Source organism: Paractinoplanes brasiliensis, from assembly GCF_004362215.1.
GTDB lineage: Bacteria > Actinomycetota > Actinomycetes > Mycobacteriales > Micromonosporaceae > Actinoplanes > Actinoplanes brasiliensis.
Genome location: NZ_SNWR01000001.1, coordinates 6,733,503 through 6,749,211 on the forward strand (window position 1 = coordinate 6,733,503; position 15,709 = coordinate 6,749,211).

Here is a 15,709-nt window from a genome sequence, read left to right on the forward strand (position 1 = left end):
ATGCCACATGCCCGGCGTACGGGCGGTCGACCGTCACATGACGGAACCGAAACGAAGCTGCTCCAGGTAGGTCCGGTCGGCGCCGAGCGCGGCCAGTTCACCGTCGATGAATCCGGTGAAGAACTGCGCCGGAGAGCCGTTGAAGCCCTGCCGTTTCTCGCCGAACCACTGCGCCAGCCACGGCTCCAGCTCCGCCAGCCCGGCCAGCAGCGCGAGAAGACCGTCCCGGCGCTCCCGCTCCCACCCGGCCACGTTCTTGCGGTCCAGGTAGACGCCGGCGATCGCCTGCGTCTGTTCCAAGTGGTCCCAGCCTGCCCACCCCAGCAACAGCGTGGAGTCGCCGTCACGACCGACATTCGGGTACGAGACGAAACGCTCCTTCGGTACGTCGAGCTTGCCCCGGTTACGCCAGTAGCTCGCCTTCACGAAGTCCCCGGACCCGTACTTCGGCGGAACATCAATCCGCACCTTCTCCCCGGCGTCCTCGCGGCGCTGCAACGCCCAGGTCCGCTCCCACTGGAGTCGCTTGCGCAACCCAGCCGGCTTGTAACGCAGCACCGGCAGGTACGGCACGTGCTCGTCGGCGACCAGCTTGCCCAAGGTCTTGGTCAGATCGTGCTGATCCGAGCCAACCCACAGATCCAGTACGGACCGGAAGTCGTCATCGTGCCGCACCCGGTCCGCGAGCTGAGCCACCGACATCGGCGCGGGCACACCGGCCCACAGCTCAGGACTTTCCAGCCGGTGGAGCAGCCAGCCCCGTAGCGCCTCCTGCTGCATCGCCTCCCAGCCGGGCGTCGACCAGCGGCGTTTGCACTCCGGCCGCTCGATCAGCCCGATGTTCCGGTCCGACTCGATGACCGCGATCCGTTTCTCCACGATCGCGCGGTATTCCGCCGGCCAGTGCGACGGCAGTTCGGTGATCGGCGTGGACTCGTGCCGCGCGAACCACTGCGTCGCGACCTCCCCGTCCGCCATCTTCCGAGCCAGCACGATCTCGAACGCCCGCTCACCCAGCCTGATCTCCGGCGGCTCCTTCACGGTCAGCACCTCATCGGTCAGCCCGTAGAGCCGGTAGACCTCCCAGTCCAACTCCTCCTGGAGCGCGATCATCCGAGTTCGCATCGCCAGCCACCCGTCCCGAGCCTGCGCTAGCCGCTCCCGCGTGGGCGCAGCCCGCTGCGAGACACCCGCCGGGCTCAAAGCCGCCAGGCGCCTAGCACAGGCATCTAACTCCGTCGTCAACCTCAGCGGGTACGTCGTTGGTAACGGAAACTCCTGAAGCTTCGTCCCCGTAAACTCGTAGAAACGCTCCCACTCCTGGCTCTTGAAACCTTCGTTGACACCCTGGCCGCCCTTGTTGTGGCTGACCTGCTTGAGCCAGAAGCAGGCGGTCGAGCTATTGAGCACCCCGAGCAGCCGCAAGTGATCCTCCTCCGTCGCACCCTCCGGCAACTTGATTGCCGGCGCCGACCGATTGAAGACCTTCCCACCTCGATCTAACACAAAATGGTTGTGCGTCGCTACAAAAGCAAAAGCAATCGACAGCGGTGTCTTTAGCCTCTTGAGCGCAACCTGATGCCACTCCCACCAGGTTCGCCCCTCTCGCCGATAAGAAGTCTTGGCGAACGTCTGCCTATCCCATAATTTTGCTCTAACCGGCCATAAACGTGCTTCAGCTCCAGGCTTTGATTCGATTGGCAACAAACCAGTGCTGCCATACATGAAGATTGCGTGACTGCTTTCGGAAATGATGTAGTCCCGGGCCGCTTCTCCGACGACTACCTGCCGGTGCACGTCGTCTTCGACCCCGAATCGTGTCATCACTGCGCGGTCAGCCAGCATAGCTGCGTCGGCATTGGTTTGACCGGTGTAGCCGATTTCAGCACCGATGTGGTCGAGCGCTCGATCCCCTGAAGTCAATCGTTCCAGGAGCTCCGAGGATCCGCCGCCAGCCAGGCTCCACGGATGCACAGCAAAGCTGGAGCGCGGCAAGTCGTGGACCGTCACCCAGTTTGACGTTGAGTTGATGTGGTCGATTTGATTGACGATGGCCGACCAGACAATTCCTTTATCCGGGTCGTCTGGCTGGCCAGGCTCACCACGGACGCCGAGGACCGCCCGGACCGTTTCGGACCGACGCCGATCATTCGCCCTACCTATAAGGATCACGGTTGGCGTGCCGTGGCCGGGAATGTAGGCACCGGAAGTGTCGATGACTTCGCGCATCTCGACCTTGGTGGCGAAGAAGTCATTGATGAGCTTTGTGCCGAACTCGCGTTTCATGAAGGCGTTGGCGGTGATCTGGCCCACCCAACCGGCCTGCTGGCCGAATTCGTCGCCGCGGCGCGCCAACTGGAAGAAGCGCTGCGCGAACGGCACGGTCAACTGATACTGCCGGTGACACACCTCTTTATAGATATTGCGATATGCTGCGCTCTGCGCGGAATCCTTCGCCGTGATGTATGGTGGGTTGCCAACTACGACCGAATACTGGTCAGGTTTCAAGAGTGTGGCAAGTAAGTCGGCGTCCTCGGTGGCGTAAGCGAAGCCCGTGCCTCCTGTCATAAACTCCAAGAGGTCGCCTTGGTGCCGGGACTTATCACCCCATTCGAGTAGAGAGTCGCCCGTAGCTAGACGGATTTTGAACTCACGGGCGACCTCCAGGTCTTTCTGGTCACAGGCCTTAAGCGCGGCGATCATCAGTCGGAAGCGAGCGATGGCCACGGCGAACGGGTTGATGTCTACCCCCGTGACCTGATCGAGAACTCGCTGCACGAGCACGCTCGCGTCGGTATCTGGCTCACGTTTTTTCCAACGTATGATTAGGCGGTCGAAGGCGCCTAGTAGGAAATGGCCGGAACCGCAGGCCGGGTCAATTATTGTCGTATCAGAAAGGCCGAACTCCTGATTCGCTGGCTCGAAGGTGCGGTCGAGAATGAACTCTTTGACGAATTCTGGGGTCTGTAACAACGCATAAGTCTCTCGGGCGTGTGCTGACAGTTCCTGGTAGAGGTTGCCGAGAAATTCAGTGTCGAGCCCCGGCGACTCCATCGACGCGAGCCCGGCACCCCGCCGGAAGAAGTCCGAGAGTTCCTCGGCTGCCGCGCCGGAGATGTCGAACCGCCACATTGGGTTGTGGTCGTCGAAGATCTTCGCGGTCGGGCCGAGGCTCGCCATGTATTTGAAGGCTTCTCGTAGCCAGTGCCGGTCGTTGTGCAGCGAGTTCGCGATCAGGTAGCCCTGCCGCTCCTGCACCGCCCGCTCGGCCGGGGCCTTCGCCGTCGGCCCGCCGATCCAGATCCGTTGGATCAGCCCGTTGTCCTCGCAGAAACGCACGAAAACGCAACCCAGCACCCACGCCACTGCGGCCTGGTCGAGCACGTCCTCCAGCCACGTCTCGAACGTTCCCGCCGTACGCCCGGCGTCTTTGGCGGCCTGATGTTCGGCCTCAAGGGAAGCGCGCAGATCTGCTTGATCTGCTGTAACGATCTGGTTGCGGAGGTCGTCAACCAGGTATTTGATCTGATCCTGGAGTGGTTTGACCTTAATCATCTATCAGACCTCTCGGCGACGCGGTCGATCCACGGGATCGGCAGCCACAGTGACTGGCCGGCCGGGGAGGTCAGGGGGATCTGCTCGCTGTCCAACATGGCCGGTTCCAACCGGCGGGCGGCGGCCAGCAGCAGCCGGGCGGCGGGCCGCGGGCGGGTGGGGTCGGCGAGCCGTTGCAGCAGCGGCATCTGGCCGTATCGGGCCAGAGGTGCTGCCTCGGTGATCAGCACCGGCCGGTCGACCGCCAAAGCCTCTTCCAACGCCGGGACGACATCGCGTTGCACCATGAGCAGCAGGGCCCGGAAGTTCGGGTCGGTCGGTGTGCCGGTGTCAGCCGCCACGATGGTCTCCCAGGCGAACCGTGCCTTGCGGAGCCGGTCGATCAGCAGCGCGGTCACGTCGACCTCGACGAGGTCGAACCGGTCGAGCAGGGTGCGGCGGGCGGCGGCGAGCTGCCGTAGCGGCGCGAGCACGGCCAGGTAGCCGCGTTTGTCGATGGTGGCGGTGAGCTTCGCGTCGGTTTCGGCGATGGCTGCCGGGCCGGCCAGCGGGGTTGCGCTGCTCATCATCCGGGTGCTGGTGTAGCGGCCGCTGGCGGCGATCGACCCGTACCGCTGGGTGGCCGGATCCCACACCAGCGGCACGTCGCATTCGCGCAGCAAGTCGTCCAGGGCCGGTCGGCCGGGAAGTGGCTCCGCTTGCGGGAAGCGGGCGCGTACCCGGTCGTGCAGGGCTTCCACGCCGAGCCTCTGGCCGATCAGGCTGCCGACCGCCAGGCGCAGCGCTCGATCGGCGGACAGGCCCGCCGGGTAGAGCTGGCCCTGCGCGTTCACGTCGGCCACGCCGTGGGTCGCAGCGGCGGCGAGCTGGAGCAGGCGCTGGTCACTGAGGGCGGGCATACCCTCCTGGACGATGGTGCGCAGTCGTTCCACCGCGCGCTGCCGGGTGGGCAACGGGTCCAGCAGGGCGAGTTCGGCGGCAGCCCGGCCGAGCTGCACGGCGTACGCGAGAAGGTCCGCCGCGGTGGACTCCGCCGCCGGGTCCTCGGGTTCCCTGCCCACCAGCACCGTGTCGGAGACACGGAAGCGATGGATCGCGACGCGGGCGTCGCCGCCGCGCACGAGTTCCGCCTCGACCGCGGCCCGGACCAGCCCGATCGCCTGCGCGGTGCGCTTCGGTTCGGTCGTGTACGAGCCGCGTGACGCGATCAGCGCCTCGGCGATCTCCTCGGCGGACATGACCAGGCCGCGGACGTCGAGCAGGGCGACGATCTCGTTGCGTACCCGGGTGAGACCGGGATTCTCCAGCCACGTCTTCGCGTGTTTGCGGATCAGGGTGGAGACCTGCGGCTGGGTCTGGCCGATCGCGGTGGCCGCCTCGGTCTGTGGCAGCCAGTGCAGGTATCGCCCGTCCGGCGTCGGTTCCTGACCGAGCAGCATGGCTAGCGGCGCCCGGCTGCGGGAGCGGCTGGTGGGCAGCAGCGTCGCGCTGACCGCCTCGATGCCGTAGGGCAGGGCGCCGTCTTCGGGCTCGGGCGTCGGAGTCCCGAGCTCCGCGGCCAGTTTCCGGGCCTTGGCGACGATCTCCTTGCGGGTGGCGTCCGGTACGCCGGAGGCTCGCCGCAGCGCGGACCGGTCGTAGTCGAGCAGCTCGCCGACGGTGCCGACACCCAGCCGGTGCAGCGCGGACAGCGCCCGTGCGGTGAGGCCGACCGAGTCGAGCCCGGAGCCCCGCGACAGCTGCTCCGGCACGGGCGGCACCTCGCCGGGCCCGTGCTGGGACAGCTCCGGGATCTCGAAGAAGATCAGCCGCCAGGCGTCGGCCATCTGCTCGGCGGTGTCGAACCTGACGGGTACCTCTCTGGCCAGCGCCTTGGAGAAGAAGGTGACCAGGCGGTCGGCGACGGCCGGATCGAACATGGCAGGGTCGAGGGTCACCTCGTCCTTGACCGTCGACGGGTGGGCGCCGTCGCCCCACCGGGGCAGCGTCCCGGTCGCCATCTCGAACAGGGTGACGGCGGCCGAAAACCGGTCGGCGGCGGCGTCGTAGCGCATCCGGCGGGGCGGGCCGAGGAACGGGTCCAGATAGGCAGGGGTGCCCGCGGTGATGTGGTCGGCGGGGGTGGCGGCCAGCGAGAAGTCGAAGATGCACAGGTGCAGCTGGCTGTCGCTGGGCCGGGGCCGGGCGGCCAGGTTCGCCGGTTTGATGTCCCGGTGCCAGATCCCCTCGCCCTCCAGGAAGGTGACGATGTCGAGCAGGTCCCGGCCGTAGCGGTCGAGCAGGTCGAGCGCGAGCCGCCGGCCGCCCTCGAGTTCCTGGGCCAGGGTGCGCTCGCCGGCGTTCTGCAGCACCAGCGCGCGATGGCCGCTGATCGTGACGGGGCCGTCGATGAGGGCGGCGACCTGCCAGTGCCGTTGCATCCGCTTCAGGACGGTGGCCTCGGTGTCGAGGCGGTCGGCGTACTGCGGGTCACGGGCGACCTTGAGGACGACTTCCCGTTTGCCGGTGCCGCTCTCCCCGGTGACCAACAGGGCGGTGGCGGTCGCGCCGCTGCCGAGCCGGCTCTTCACCACCCAGCCGCCCTTCAGCAGATCACCCTTGTGGGCCTGCAGCGGGTCGATGTGGACCTCGGGCTCGGGTGCGGTCAACTCGTCCCACACCTGCTCCAGTTGCTCTCGGAAGTCCGCGACGCTGGGCAGCCGGTGGGAGGGATCGCCGCTGGTCGCGTTGTAGACGAGCAGGCCGAGGCTGCCCGGGACACCGTCGACCACAGCGGACAGTTTCAGGCCGCCCTCGCTGACAGCGGCGATCAACTCCTCCGGCGTCTCGGCCGGCTGACGTCCGGTGAAGATCCGGTAAGCGATCGCACCCAGCGAAAACACGTCCAGTGGAATGCCCGGCACGTCGATCCGGTGTGCCGCCTCGGGAGCCTGGTAACGGCGCACGTCGTCGTCGAAGAACAACTCCAGCCCCGCGCCGTCGGAGGAGCCGAGCCGGGCTGTCCGAGTCGAACCGGCCAACCGACCGCCGGCCTGCCACTCGGTCACCATCAGTTGCGGGCGGGGGGCGTCCGGATCCCGGACGTAGACAGCCTGCGGGGTGAGAGCACGGTGGGCGAGACGCCGGCTGTGTGCGTACGCGATGATCTCCGCCAGATCGCCCACCAGATGCAACCGCTGGGCCATCGTCATGGTCGCGTCGTGTTGCAGCAGCCACTGGTCGAGACGTACCGAAGCGGGGTCGTGGTTGAAGATCACTGCCGGGCCGAACGAGTGGTCGGCCAGGTCGAGCGCCTGTGAGACACCGGGGTGCTGGATGCCCTGCAGCAGCCGGAACTCGCGCTCGGCGGCCCGCCGGATGACCGGCACGTCCTCGGCCGCCGCCCGGCTGGTCAGGTAGAACCGCACCCGGCGGGTGACGCTCTGGTCGATGACGTGTTTGGCGAGGAAATCCTGCCAGCCGATGCCTTCGGCGAACGGCTTCGCGAACAGCAGCAACTGGCCGATCTTGCGGTCCGCGACCGACGGTCGGATCTTCGCGGCCCGGACCAGGTCGACGATCTGCCGGCCACGCTGGGCGTCGATCGTCTGCCCGGAGCGTGGGCGCTCCATCAGCAGTTCACGCAGGCTGGGTAGCCCGGACGTGGAATGGCCGTCGAGGCCGTAGACGTGCTGGGCGCCGATCGGGTCGAGGCGGGAGCGCATGTCGCGGGCATGCAGGAAGACCGCAGCACCGACGTACGGCGTCTGATGTTCCTTGTTCTGCTGGCGCGCGTAGTAGCGGATCAGGCTGGCCAGCCGCTTGGCCTTCCGATTGGCCAGGATGAGCGGGTTGTCCCACGGCTCGAGGCGACGACCGGGCATCCGACGGACCCATTGGGTACCACCGCCCTCGATCTCGCCCTGCCAGTGCTTCAGCTCGATGACGTAGAGCGCGCTGCGGGTCAGGACCAGGGTGTCGATCTCGTTGAGCGAGCCGTCGGTGCCGGTGAACTCGACGTTCGCCCAGACGTGGAACGGCTCCTGATCGGGCAGATAGGAGGCCAGCTCGCGGAGGCCGTCCTTCTCCCACTCGTATCCGCTGGGGTTGATCTCCTCCCAGCGTGGCGAGTCCATTCGCACCCCAGCCCCCAACCCCCTGGCGACGCGGAACCACGACGTCATGCCAAACGAAGTCCACAGGAGACAATGATCGGCATGGCTGCGGTAGCGGGTAACGGTAGCGGTACTCACGGTCGCTGCACTACCGTTTCAGTCCGTCTTCGTAAGAACCGTTTGGTTCCCTCGACACGCTGATCGTCTGATTCGTCCCTGCTCAAGAGCGGTTGAGTGGCGTCGTGGCGCCCGTGGGTCGTGACGGTGGGCCTGGCGAGATCCTCCGGACCGATGCTGTGGAGTAGCGCCCGGGCCGCAGGTTCTCAGGAAGCCTGCGGTGTCGTAGTCGGCACTCGACGCATTGGGTAGAGCGGTGGCCCGGCAGGAAGGCGGAGCACCGGCTGCGGCCGGTAGCCGTGCCGGGTGTAGAGGCGTCGGTTTCGTAGTCCGGTTGCTTCCAGATAAGCCGCTGCCCCGGTCTCGTCGAGTTGATCGTGGCGATGTCGTAGCAGAGCGCTGCCGACTCCGCGTCGCTGCAGGTCCGGATGCACGGCCAGGAAGGCGAGGTAGAGGTGTGGCGGGTCGTAAGGATGGTGGTCGTGCATGGCTTGGTCGAGGGCGGCGAACCGAGGCTGGAATCGGCCGGTGAGGTCCGCGAGTCGCTGTGAGTAGTCCGGCAGTTCCGGGAGCGGTTCGCCGTCGATGGCATACCAGATGGCGACGGCGGTGGCGTCCTCATTCATTTCCACCTGCCCGTGGGTGAGGGCGTGTTCGACGTGCAGGGCGAAGTAGTGCGGGTAGATGCGGGCGCGGGTGTCGAGGTGTGGGATGAGCCAGTCGGCGAGGTCGCCGTGCAGGAACGCCTCGGCCAGTAGTTCGCTGACTGTCTGCTGGTCGGCGGGGGTTGGGGTGCGGATAGCCGGGTGCGGGTGGGTGTGCATGGCGGTCATCGCCCGACCCATGTGGGTGGGCGTAGGTCGATGGTGGCGCTGTTGGCGCCGCGGCCGATCGCTGCGTACGCCTGCGGTCGAATGTTCTTGAGGATCAGCGCCCAGACGATGCCGGCGGCCGCGGCGACGGCGTAGGTGGCGGGTAGTTGCCAGCTCAGGTTGGAGGTGGGGTCGACGCCGAGCAGGGTGGGGAACTCGTCGAGCGTCACGATCACCACCAGGGCCAGTCCGATGGCTGCGGTGAACGGTGCGAGCAGGGTGCGGCCGGGGCCGAGGTGGTCGCGGTTGCCGGGTTGGGTGAAGTAGACGGCGACGGCCATGGAGGTGGCGGTCATGAGGAGCAGGACGCCGAGGCCGCCGAGGACGGTGAGCCAGAAGAAGAGCCGGACGATCGGGTCCCAGCCGGCGATGGTGTAGACGGCCAGCACGATCGCCGCGAGACCTGTCTGCACGAGTGATCCGGTCAGCGGTGCTCGGGAGCGGGGGCTGGTACGGCCGAGGATCGCGGGGAGGACGCCTTCGCGGCCGAGGGCGAAGAAGTAGCGGGCGGCGGTGTTGTGGAAGGCCAGCAGGGCGGCGAACAGGCTGGTCACGAACAGCAGGTGACCGAGATCCACGACCGTCTGTCCGAGATAAGGCGCGACGAGGGTGAAGATCAGTTCGGTGCCTTCGGTACGGGCCTGGTCGACGATGTGGGTGGGTCCGGTGGCGATGGACATGGCCCAGGCGCAGAAGGCGTAGAGCAGGCCGATGATGGTCAGGGCGAGATAGGTGGCGCGGGCGACGGTGGTGTGGGGGTCTTTGGATTCCTCGCTGAACACGGCGGTGCCTTCGAAGCCGACGAACCCGGCGATGGCCACGGCGAGGGCTGCGCCGATTCCGGCGGTGAGGATGTTGCCCGGTGCAAGGGTGGTGAACGAGATGCCGCCGTCTACGGGGTGGGTGACGTGGACGGCGGCGAAGATGACCGCGACGGCGATCTCGGCGATCAGCAGGATGGCTAGGATGCGGCTGTTGAGGTCGATGCGGCGTACGCCGAGCAGCCCGACGATCGCCCACGCCGTGTAGGCGCACAGCCACCACGGCAGGTCCAGGCCAGCGCGGGTGTCGAGGAACTGGGCGAGGACGGCACCGAAGCCGCCGTAGAGGCCGATCTGCATCGTGTTGTAGGCCAGCAGGGCGACGAACGCCGCGCCGACGCCGGCGGGCTTGCCGAGGCCGTGGGTGATGTAGGTGTAGAAGGCGCCGGCGTTGAGCACGCGCCGGGACATTGTCACGTAGCCGACGGAGAACAGGGCGAGCAGGAGGGCGACGAGCACGTACGCGATCGGGATGCCGGTGATCCCGGTGACGGCGAACCCGGTGGTCGCGCCGCCCGCGACGACGGTCAGCGGCGCGGCGGCGGCCATCACGGTGAACACCAGCGGCCACACGCCGAGGCGGCTGCGCGCCAGGGTGGCGCTGACCGTGTCGGCGGAATGCTGGGCAGGCATACGAGAGTCCCTTCGAAGCGGGTCGGATGGGTTAGCGGCGGGTGATGATCGCGTCGCCGACGGCGGCCTCGGTGTGGGCCAGCAGCTCCCGGACCGGGGCGGGAGCGGTGGTGACGGCGGCGCGGAGCCCTGTTTCGATGTCAGCTGCGTGGCCGAGCAGCACCGTCCGGTACAGATCGGTGGCGAGGACCAGGCCACCGAGGACGGTGTCGAACCCGTCCAGCGGTTGGCCTTTCTTCAGACGGCCAGAGAGGCGTGCCCAGGGCCAGGCGGCGGTGTTCATGTCGGTCGGTACGTAGCGCACCCGCCGCCCGAGCAGTCGTCGCTCGGTCCTCTTGCGCAGGTGTCCTGCCCGGCTGAGCCGGTCGGCGACATCGTGATGCGCGGTCCGGGCGAGGTAGGCCAGCCAGGTCCGTACCGGTAGGGCCGCTCGTTCGGCAGCCAGTCGATCCAGGACCGTGTGCGCGAGCGCGTCGATCGGCGGCTCCGCGTCCACGATGATCACCTGCCCGCCCGGCAACGCAAGGCGGCGTGCCAGCACCAGCTCGGCCAGCAGCGCGGCCGCCAGACCCAGGCCGGTGACGTGCTCGTCGAGCAGCGGCCGGCCGTCGTGGTCGCGGTGGGCGAGCCGGAACAGGTCGTCAGCGACCAGCGGCCAGGTCGGCCGTCGCGGACCTGCTTGCCACGATCCAGCCACGGCATGCCGGCCCCGAGCCGACGTGAAACTGCTGGTGTCGGTGGTGTCGATGTTCGACATGAACGGGTCCCCGTCTACCGCTGCGGATGGCCGCTGGCGAGTTCCAGAAAGTGGGGTGTCGTGGTGTGCACGGCTTGCCTCCTCGGGGGTCGTGATGGCGGGGGTGCAGCCCCGAGACGCGAGGTGACAGCGGATGCCCGGCGTGTACGGGGGCCAACGCGGCATCACCCGCCACCTGCGTCTCGGGGCCTTACCAGTGCGCCGCTGACCAGCCGGGACGTCTTCGGGTGACGTCGGTGATCACGGCGGCGCGCATCGACGATCCCGTGCCGCCGGTACGGCCGGAAGGACCATGCTGGGGGTGCACCGCGGACCCCACCACGCGGCGGCCGACCGGCTTCGGAAGCGTCGATGGGGTGTCGCCCGATGGTGCGACCTCACCGTGGGTGCCCATCATGGGTGAACCGGCCCGGCATCGTTGAGATCATCGAATTTCGATGCCACGCTGGGTTGATGCCCTGTCCTACAGGGCGTACGCATCACGCATGGTGACGGCGGGAGGGGTGCCGGTGCGCGTCGAGATCGACCCGGACTGGTGGGTGTCGGGTTCCTGGGAAGGCCGACCGATCCGCGACTTCCTGGAGCGGCGCGATGTCACGGCCATCTTCCGGTTTCTGCACGCCCGCGGGGTCTCGTACGGCGCGATCGGCGGGCTGGTCGGTATCTCCCCGAATCGGGCTGCCGAGATCGCCAGGAACCTACGGCAGGTCACCGCGTACGAGGTCCTCGAACGCGTCGCCGTCGGCCTGCGCATCCCCCGAGCCGTCATGGGCCTGGGTCACGAACCCACCCCGGCTGTTCCCGCCGAGCCCGACGCTCATGCTAGCGGCCTCGCAGCGCTGCGCGCCCAGTTGGACGAGACGCTGGCGTCCTCGACGGTGACGGCGAATCAGCTGGAGATGATCGAAGAGGCGACCCATGATCACGTCCGGGGCTATCTGTCGTCCCCGCCGTTGACGGTGCTTCGGGACATCGCCGCCGAGTGTGCTGAAGTCCTCACCCTGTCGCGGCGGCGGCAACCCGCCGCGGTCCAGGCCAGGCTGTCGGCTGCCGCAGCGTTGCTGGCGGCTTTGTCCGCCGATGCACTGCTCCGGTTGGGTGACGCCACCCATGCCCGGCTCTGGTACCGCACGGCGGCCGTGGCCTCCGACGACAGCGGCCAGCCCCGGCTGCGGGTGCTGGTCCGGACGCATGCCGCGATGCTGCCTTACTACTTCGGCGACCCGCGGCAGACCGTCGCCCTGGCCGAACAGGCGCTCGCGCTGTCCACGACGCCATGCCCGCTGACCGCTCTGGCCGCGGCTGCCCGTGCTCGGGCACTGGCCCGCATCGGCGCCACCGAGCAGGCGAAGACCGCGATGGTGCAGGCACGTCACCTGTTCGACCAAGCCGGCGAGACCGACACCCACGCGGCCTTCGAGTTCCCGGCGCGAAGACTGCTGTTCTACCTGTCTGGGACCGCCGCCTGGGCGGGTGACCTGCCAGCCGCCTACCGCCTCCAGGACGAGGCGCTCACGTTGTACCGGGCCAGCCCGGTTCCGGCGATCGATCCAGCACTCATCCAAATGGACCGATCGATGTGCCTGGCCCGTGAGCACCGGACCGGCGAAGCAGCTGCCGTGGCCCGCGAGGCTGTCGCGTGTCTGCCCGAGCCGCAGCGCACCGAGATCGTCCTGTCCCGGGCGCGTGATGTCGTCGCGGTCGTCCCCGCCGATCAGCGGCAGGGCTCTGTCGCCGAGTTGGATGACTACCTCCGCGAGTGCGGGCGGCGGGCGGCTCTACCCTGAGTCGGGTAAGGACACCGCCCCCGGCCGTCAGGAGCGTCCATGTTCGTCGAGGAACGGACCCGACCGGTACTCGACAAGGTCTGCAGCCTCATCGACCGCGCCCCTGATCAAGCAGTTCTACTGCGGCACCACACGAACGCGGTGTACGCCGTGAGCGACGTGGTGGTCAAGATCTCGCCGTCGGCGGTCCCGCTCGATCGGGTACGGCGCGTTGTCGATCTCGTGGAATGGCTGCAGGACCAGGACTTTCCGACCGTCCCGCTGCATCCCGCAGTCCAGCAGCCGCTGCACGTCGACGGGTACCCGGTCACCGTGTGGCGACGCCTCGACGCCTCCGCCGTGCGGCCGATCACCACTGCGGAACTCGGTCTCCTGCTTCGCAGCCTGCACGCCCTGCCCCTGCCGCCGGCAGGCGTGCCGACCGCTCTCGATCCAGTCGCGGGAGTACGCCGTTCGGTCGATGCCTCCGCGATCCTCGGCGACGACGATCGCGAGCTGTTGGTTCGTCGCCTCGAGGATCTCGCGCCGGTCTGGGAGACGGCTATGCCGTTCGGTAGTGGCCTGATCCAGTCCGACCCGCAGGTCCGTAACGCGCTGCGGCGCGATGACGGCACTCCCGTGCTGGCCGACTGGGACAGCGCTTCCACCGGACCTCGCATGTGGGACATCGCCACGGTGGCGGTGCACTGCCGCCGGTTCGGCAGCCACGACTTCGGCGACTTCGTCACCGCGTACGGACGCGACCCTCGCGATTGGGACCACTTCGAGGACCTCTGCCTGCTCCGTGAGCTCCAGATGATCGCCACCAACGCCCGCAAGTCAGCGCCCGGCAGCCCCGCCGCCCTCGAAGTCCACCATCGCATCAACGGCCTCCGCGAGGACCTGCAGGAACTGACTGCCTGGAGCATCCTGTAATCCGACGTAGCGGGGTGCCCGGAGCCGCCCGTAACCCGGTGGCCGCCGGGCTGTTGATCGGCCACGATCTCGTGGTGACCAGCTTTCCCGCGCAAGCCCGTTGTGTCCGCGATGCGCAAATCCCAGTACAGCGGAGACTCTATGCGTTGCGCGAGTGTGCCCTGCACTGCTCTCCCTACGGCTTCCGGGCGACCTGGCATCATCTCGTGGTCTTCGCTGGCATCCCTCGGCACCTCGACACCGATCCGGAATCCCTCGTTCGGGCGGTTCTGGAGTTGGAGCAGGCACGTCAGGTAGTGCTGCCGCGCGCTGCGGCCTACGCGCGACAGCGACGTCAGGAGAAGTCTGCCGGCTTGCGTGTTCCCCGGTCAGTCGTCCCGTGGAACTCATGGGGCTGGTCCGGGATCGCCTACTGCCCGGATCCTGTGCATCATCCGACTGGTCCGCTCGCGGCAGTGGTTCGCCGCGTTCTCGACGGTTTCGCCTCCGGAGAGGACGCGGTTTGCCGGGCATGCGGCACCGAACGCCGCCGGCCAGGTCGCCCCTGCCCGACGTGTGGCGTCCACCCGGACGGCCCAAGCTCACGATGGCGGACGGCACACGCGGCAGAGACCTGGTATCGCATCTGGCGCCGGGATCTGCCAGCGGGCTTCGCCCGAGAAGGGCAGTGATCTGCGGTACGGCGTGAGCGTCGTCCAACAGTGCGGTTCAGTTCACGAGAACCATGCTGTTCTCCTTCAGGTGCCGGAGGGAACGGGTTCCTGGGATGGTGAGCAGGGCCGGGGATCGCTGAAGCAGCTGGCGGAGAATGTCGTGGGCTCGCGTGGCGCAATCGCTCTCAGACGACCAAGTAAGTTCTGCGCCTGCCCGGAATGGCTGGTGGGCGATGTAGGCGATCCCGTGCCGCTCAGCGTATGCGAGGGCGGGCAGGGTCATCGGTGTCGGCGGTGTGCTGGTTCTGCACGGCGGCGACGGTGGTGTAGCGGAGCGCCTGGTCGATCTGGTCGGCGGTGACCTTGGAGAGGCCGAGGTGGCGGATCTTGCCTTCCTGGCGGAGGTCATCAAGGACACCGAGCTGCTCGGCCAGGGGGACGGCCGGGTCGATGCGGTGCAGGTAATACAGATCGATGCGGTCGAGGGCGAGGCGGCGGAGGCTGAGCTCGACGCATTGGCGCAGGTATTCGGGTCGCCCGCACGGTATCCACTGGTTGGGGCCGGACCGCAGCATGCCGCCCTTGGTAGCGATGACCAGGTGGTCCGGGTAGGGGTGTAGAGCCTGACGGATGAGTTCCTCGACGGTGTGGGGTCCGTAAGCGTCGGCGGTGTCGAGGTGGTCGATGCCGAGATCGTGGACGGCGTGGCGCAGGATCCGGAGTGCGTTGCGGATGTCGGTGGGTGGTCCCCAGTGTCCGGGTCCGGTGAGTTGCATGGTGCCGTAGCCGATGCGGCGCACGGGCATGTCGCCGCCGATGGTGACGGTGGAGGGACCCATCGGGCGGTCTCCTCTCGGCGGGGTCAACAGTCGAAGAGCGTCGCTTGCGTCTCCGGGGCGGCCTTCGGAGCCGGTGGTCCGGCGACGGCAAGGAGTTCGTCAAGGCTGGGGTCACCAGCCCAGCGTTGCTGGATAAGGGTGTCGAGCAGGAGCGCGGCACCAACGGTGTCCCAGAGGGCACGGTGAGGCCGGCTGGCTGGCGCCGCAGCCGTCACGGTGTCGGTCAGCCGGTGACGGGCGAGCAGGTCGGTGAGGCTGTTCTTGCCGGTAGCGGGCAGGGTTTTGGCGAGGCGGTGGGTGTCGATGAGCCCGGCGATGCTGATCGAGGGACAGCGGCGGTGCAGCAGCCGCCAGTCGACGCCGATGTTGTGCCCGACCAAGTAGGTGCCGCCGAGTCGGCGTGCCAGTTGCGGTTCGACGGCGTCGAGGGTGGGTGCTCCGGACAGGGCGGTGCCGGCGAGGCCGGGTGAGATCCAGGGGCGGGCGGGGATCGGGCGGCCGGGGTCGATCAGGGTGGTGCAGGCGGTGGCCACGTCGGGGCGGCCGGCGATCAGGCGGACGGCGGCGATTTCCAGGATGGCTTCGTGGTCGCCGTCCTGGGCGCCGCTGCCTTCGAGGTCGAGGGCGACCAGGTTGGTCGTCTCCCGCCAGGTTGCTGACATGGTT

At 67.9% G+C, this 15,709-nt stretch carries 9 protein-coding genes; 2 read left to right on the plus strand and 7 right to left on the minus strand.

Annotation, left to right across the window (positions count from 1 at the left end; translation table 11 throughout):
• Positions 1 to 33: 33 nt before the first annotated feature.
• The 5 genes from pglX to C8E87_RS30150 form a co-directional block, all read right to left on the minus strand.
• Positions 34 to 3,555, minus strand: a complete 3,522-nt coding sequence (gene pglX, locus C8E87_RS30130; RefSeq protein ID WP_133876213.1) for a BREX-2 system adenine-specific DNA-methyltransferase PglX — start codon at positions 3,553 to 3,555, stop codon at positions 34 to 36.
• Positions 3,552 to 7,670, minus strand: coding sequence for a BREX system serine/threonine kinase PglW (gene pglW, locus C8E87_RS30135; RefSeq protein WP_239080289.1), 4,119 nt, complete (start codon positions 7,668 to 7,670; stop codon positions 3,552 to 3,554). Before pglW ends, pglX begins: the two co-directional genes overlap by 4 nt.
• Before the next feature lie 302 nt (positions 7,671 to 7,972).
• Entirely contained in the window at positions 7,973 to 8,599 is a 627-nt protein-coding gene (locus C8E87_RS30140) for a GNAT family N-acetyltransferase (protein ID WP_307870759.1), read from the minus strand.
• Positions 8,596 to 10,092: an APC family permease gene (locus tag C8E87_RS30145; RefSeq protein WP_133876215.1), complete on the minus strand. Its 1,497-nt coding sequence runs from the start codon at positions 10,090 to 10,092 to the stop codon at positions 8,596 to 8,598. The genes C8E87_RS30140 and C8E87_RS30145 overlap by 4 nt, the downstream gene beginning before the upstream one ends.
• Before the next feature lie 31 nt (positions 10,093 to 10,123).
• Positions 10,124 to 10,849, minus strand: coding sequence for a GOLPH3/VPS74 family protein (locus tag C8E87_RS30150; RefSeq protein ID WP_133876216.1), 726 nt, complete (start codon positions 10,847 to 10,849; stop codon positions 10,124 to 10,126).
• A 485-nt stretch (positions 10,850 to 11,334) separates the two neighbouring features.
• Between C8E87_RS30150 and C8E87_RS30155 the strand changes: the two genes are divergently transcribed.
• Positions 11,335 to 12,636: a hypothetical protein gene (locus C8E87_RS30155; RefSeq protein WP_239080290.1), complete on the plus strand. Its 1,302-nt coding sequence runs from the start codon at positions 11,335 to 11,337 to the stop codon at positions 12,634 to 12,636.
• Between the two features lie 39 nt (positions 12,637 to 12,675).
• A complete protein-coding gene (locus tag C8E87_RS30160) occupies positions 12,676 to 13,551 on the plus strand; it encodes a phosphotransferase enzyme family protein (protein ID WP_133876217.1) in 876 nt (291 codons plus the stop codon).
• Positions 13,552 to 14,458: 907 nt separating this feature from the next.
• Here the strand turns inward: C8E87_RS30160 and C8E87_RS30165 are convergent.
• Together C8E87_RS30165 and C8E87_RS30170 are read right to left on the minus strand one after the other, a co-directional pair.
• Positions 14,459 to 15,043, minus strand: a complete 585-nt coding sequence (locus tag C8E87_RS30165) for an aldo/keto reductase (RefSeq protein ID WP_133876218.1) — start codon at positions 15,041 to 15,043, stop codon at positions 14,459 to 14,461.
• A gap of 23 nt (positions 15,044 to 15,066) precedes the next feature.
• Positions 15,067 to 15,705 (minus strand): 3'-5' exonuclease, encoded by a 639-nt coding sequence (locus tag C8E87_RS30170; protein ID WP_133876219.1) that lies wholly within the window; start codon positions 15,703 to 15,705, stop codon positions 15,067 to 15,069.
• Positions 15,706 to 15,709 lie beyond the last annotated feature (4 nt).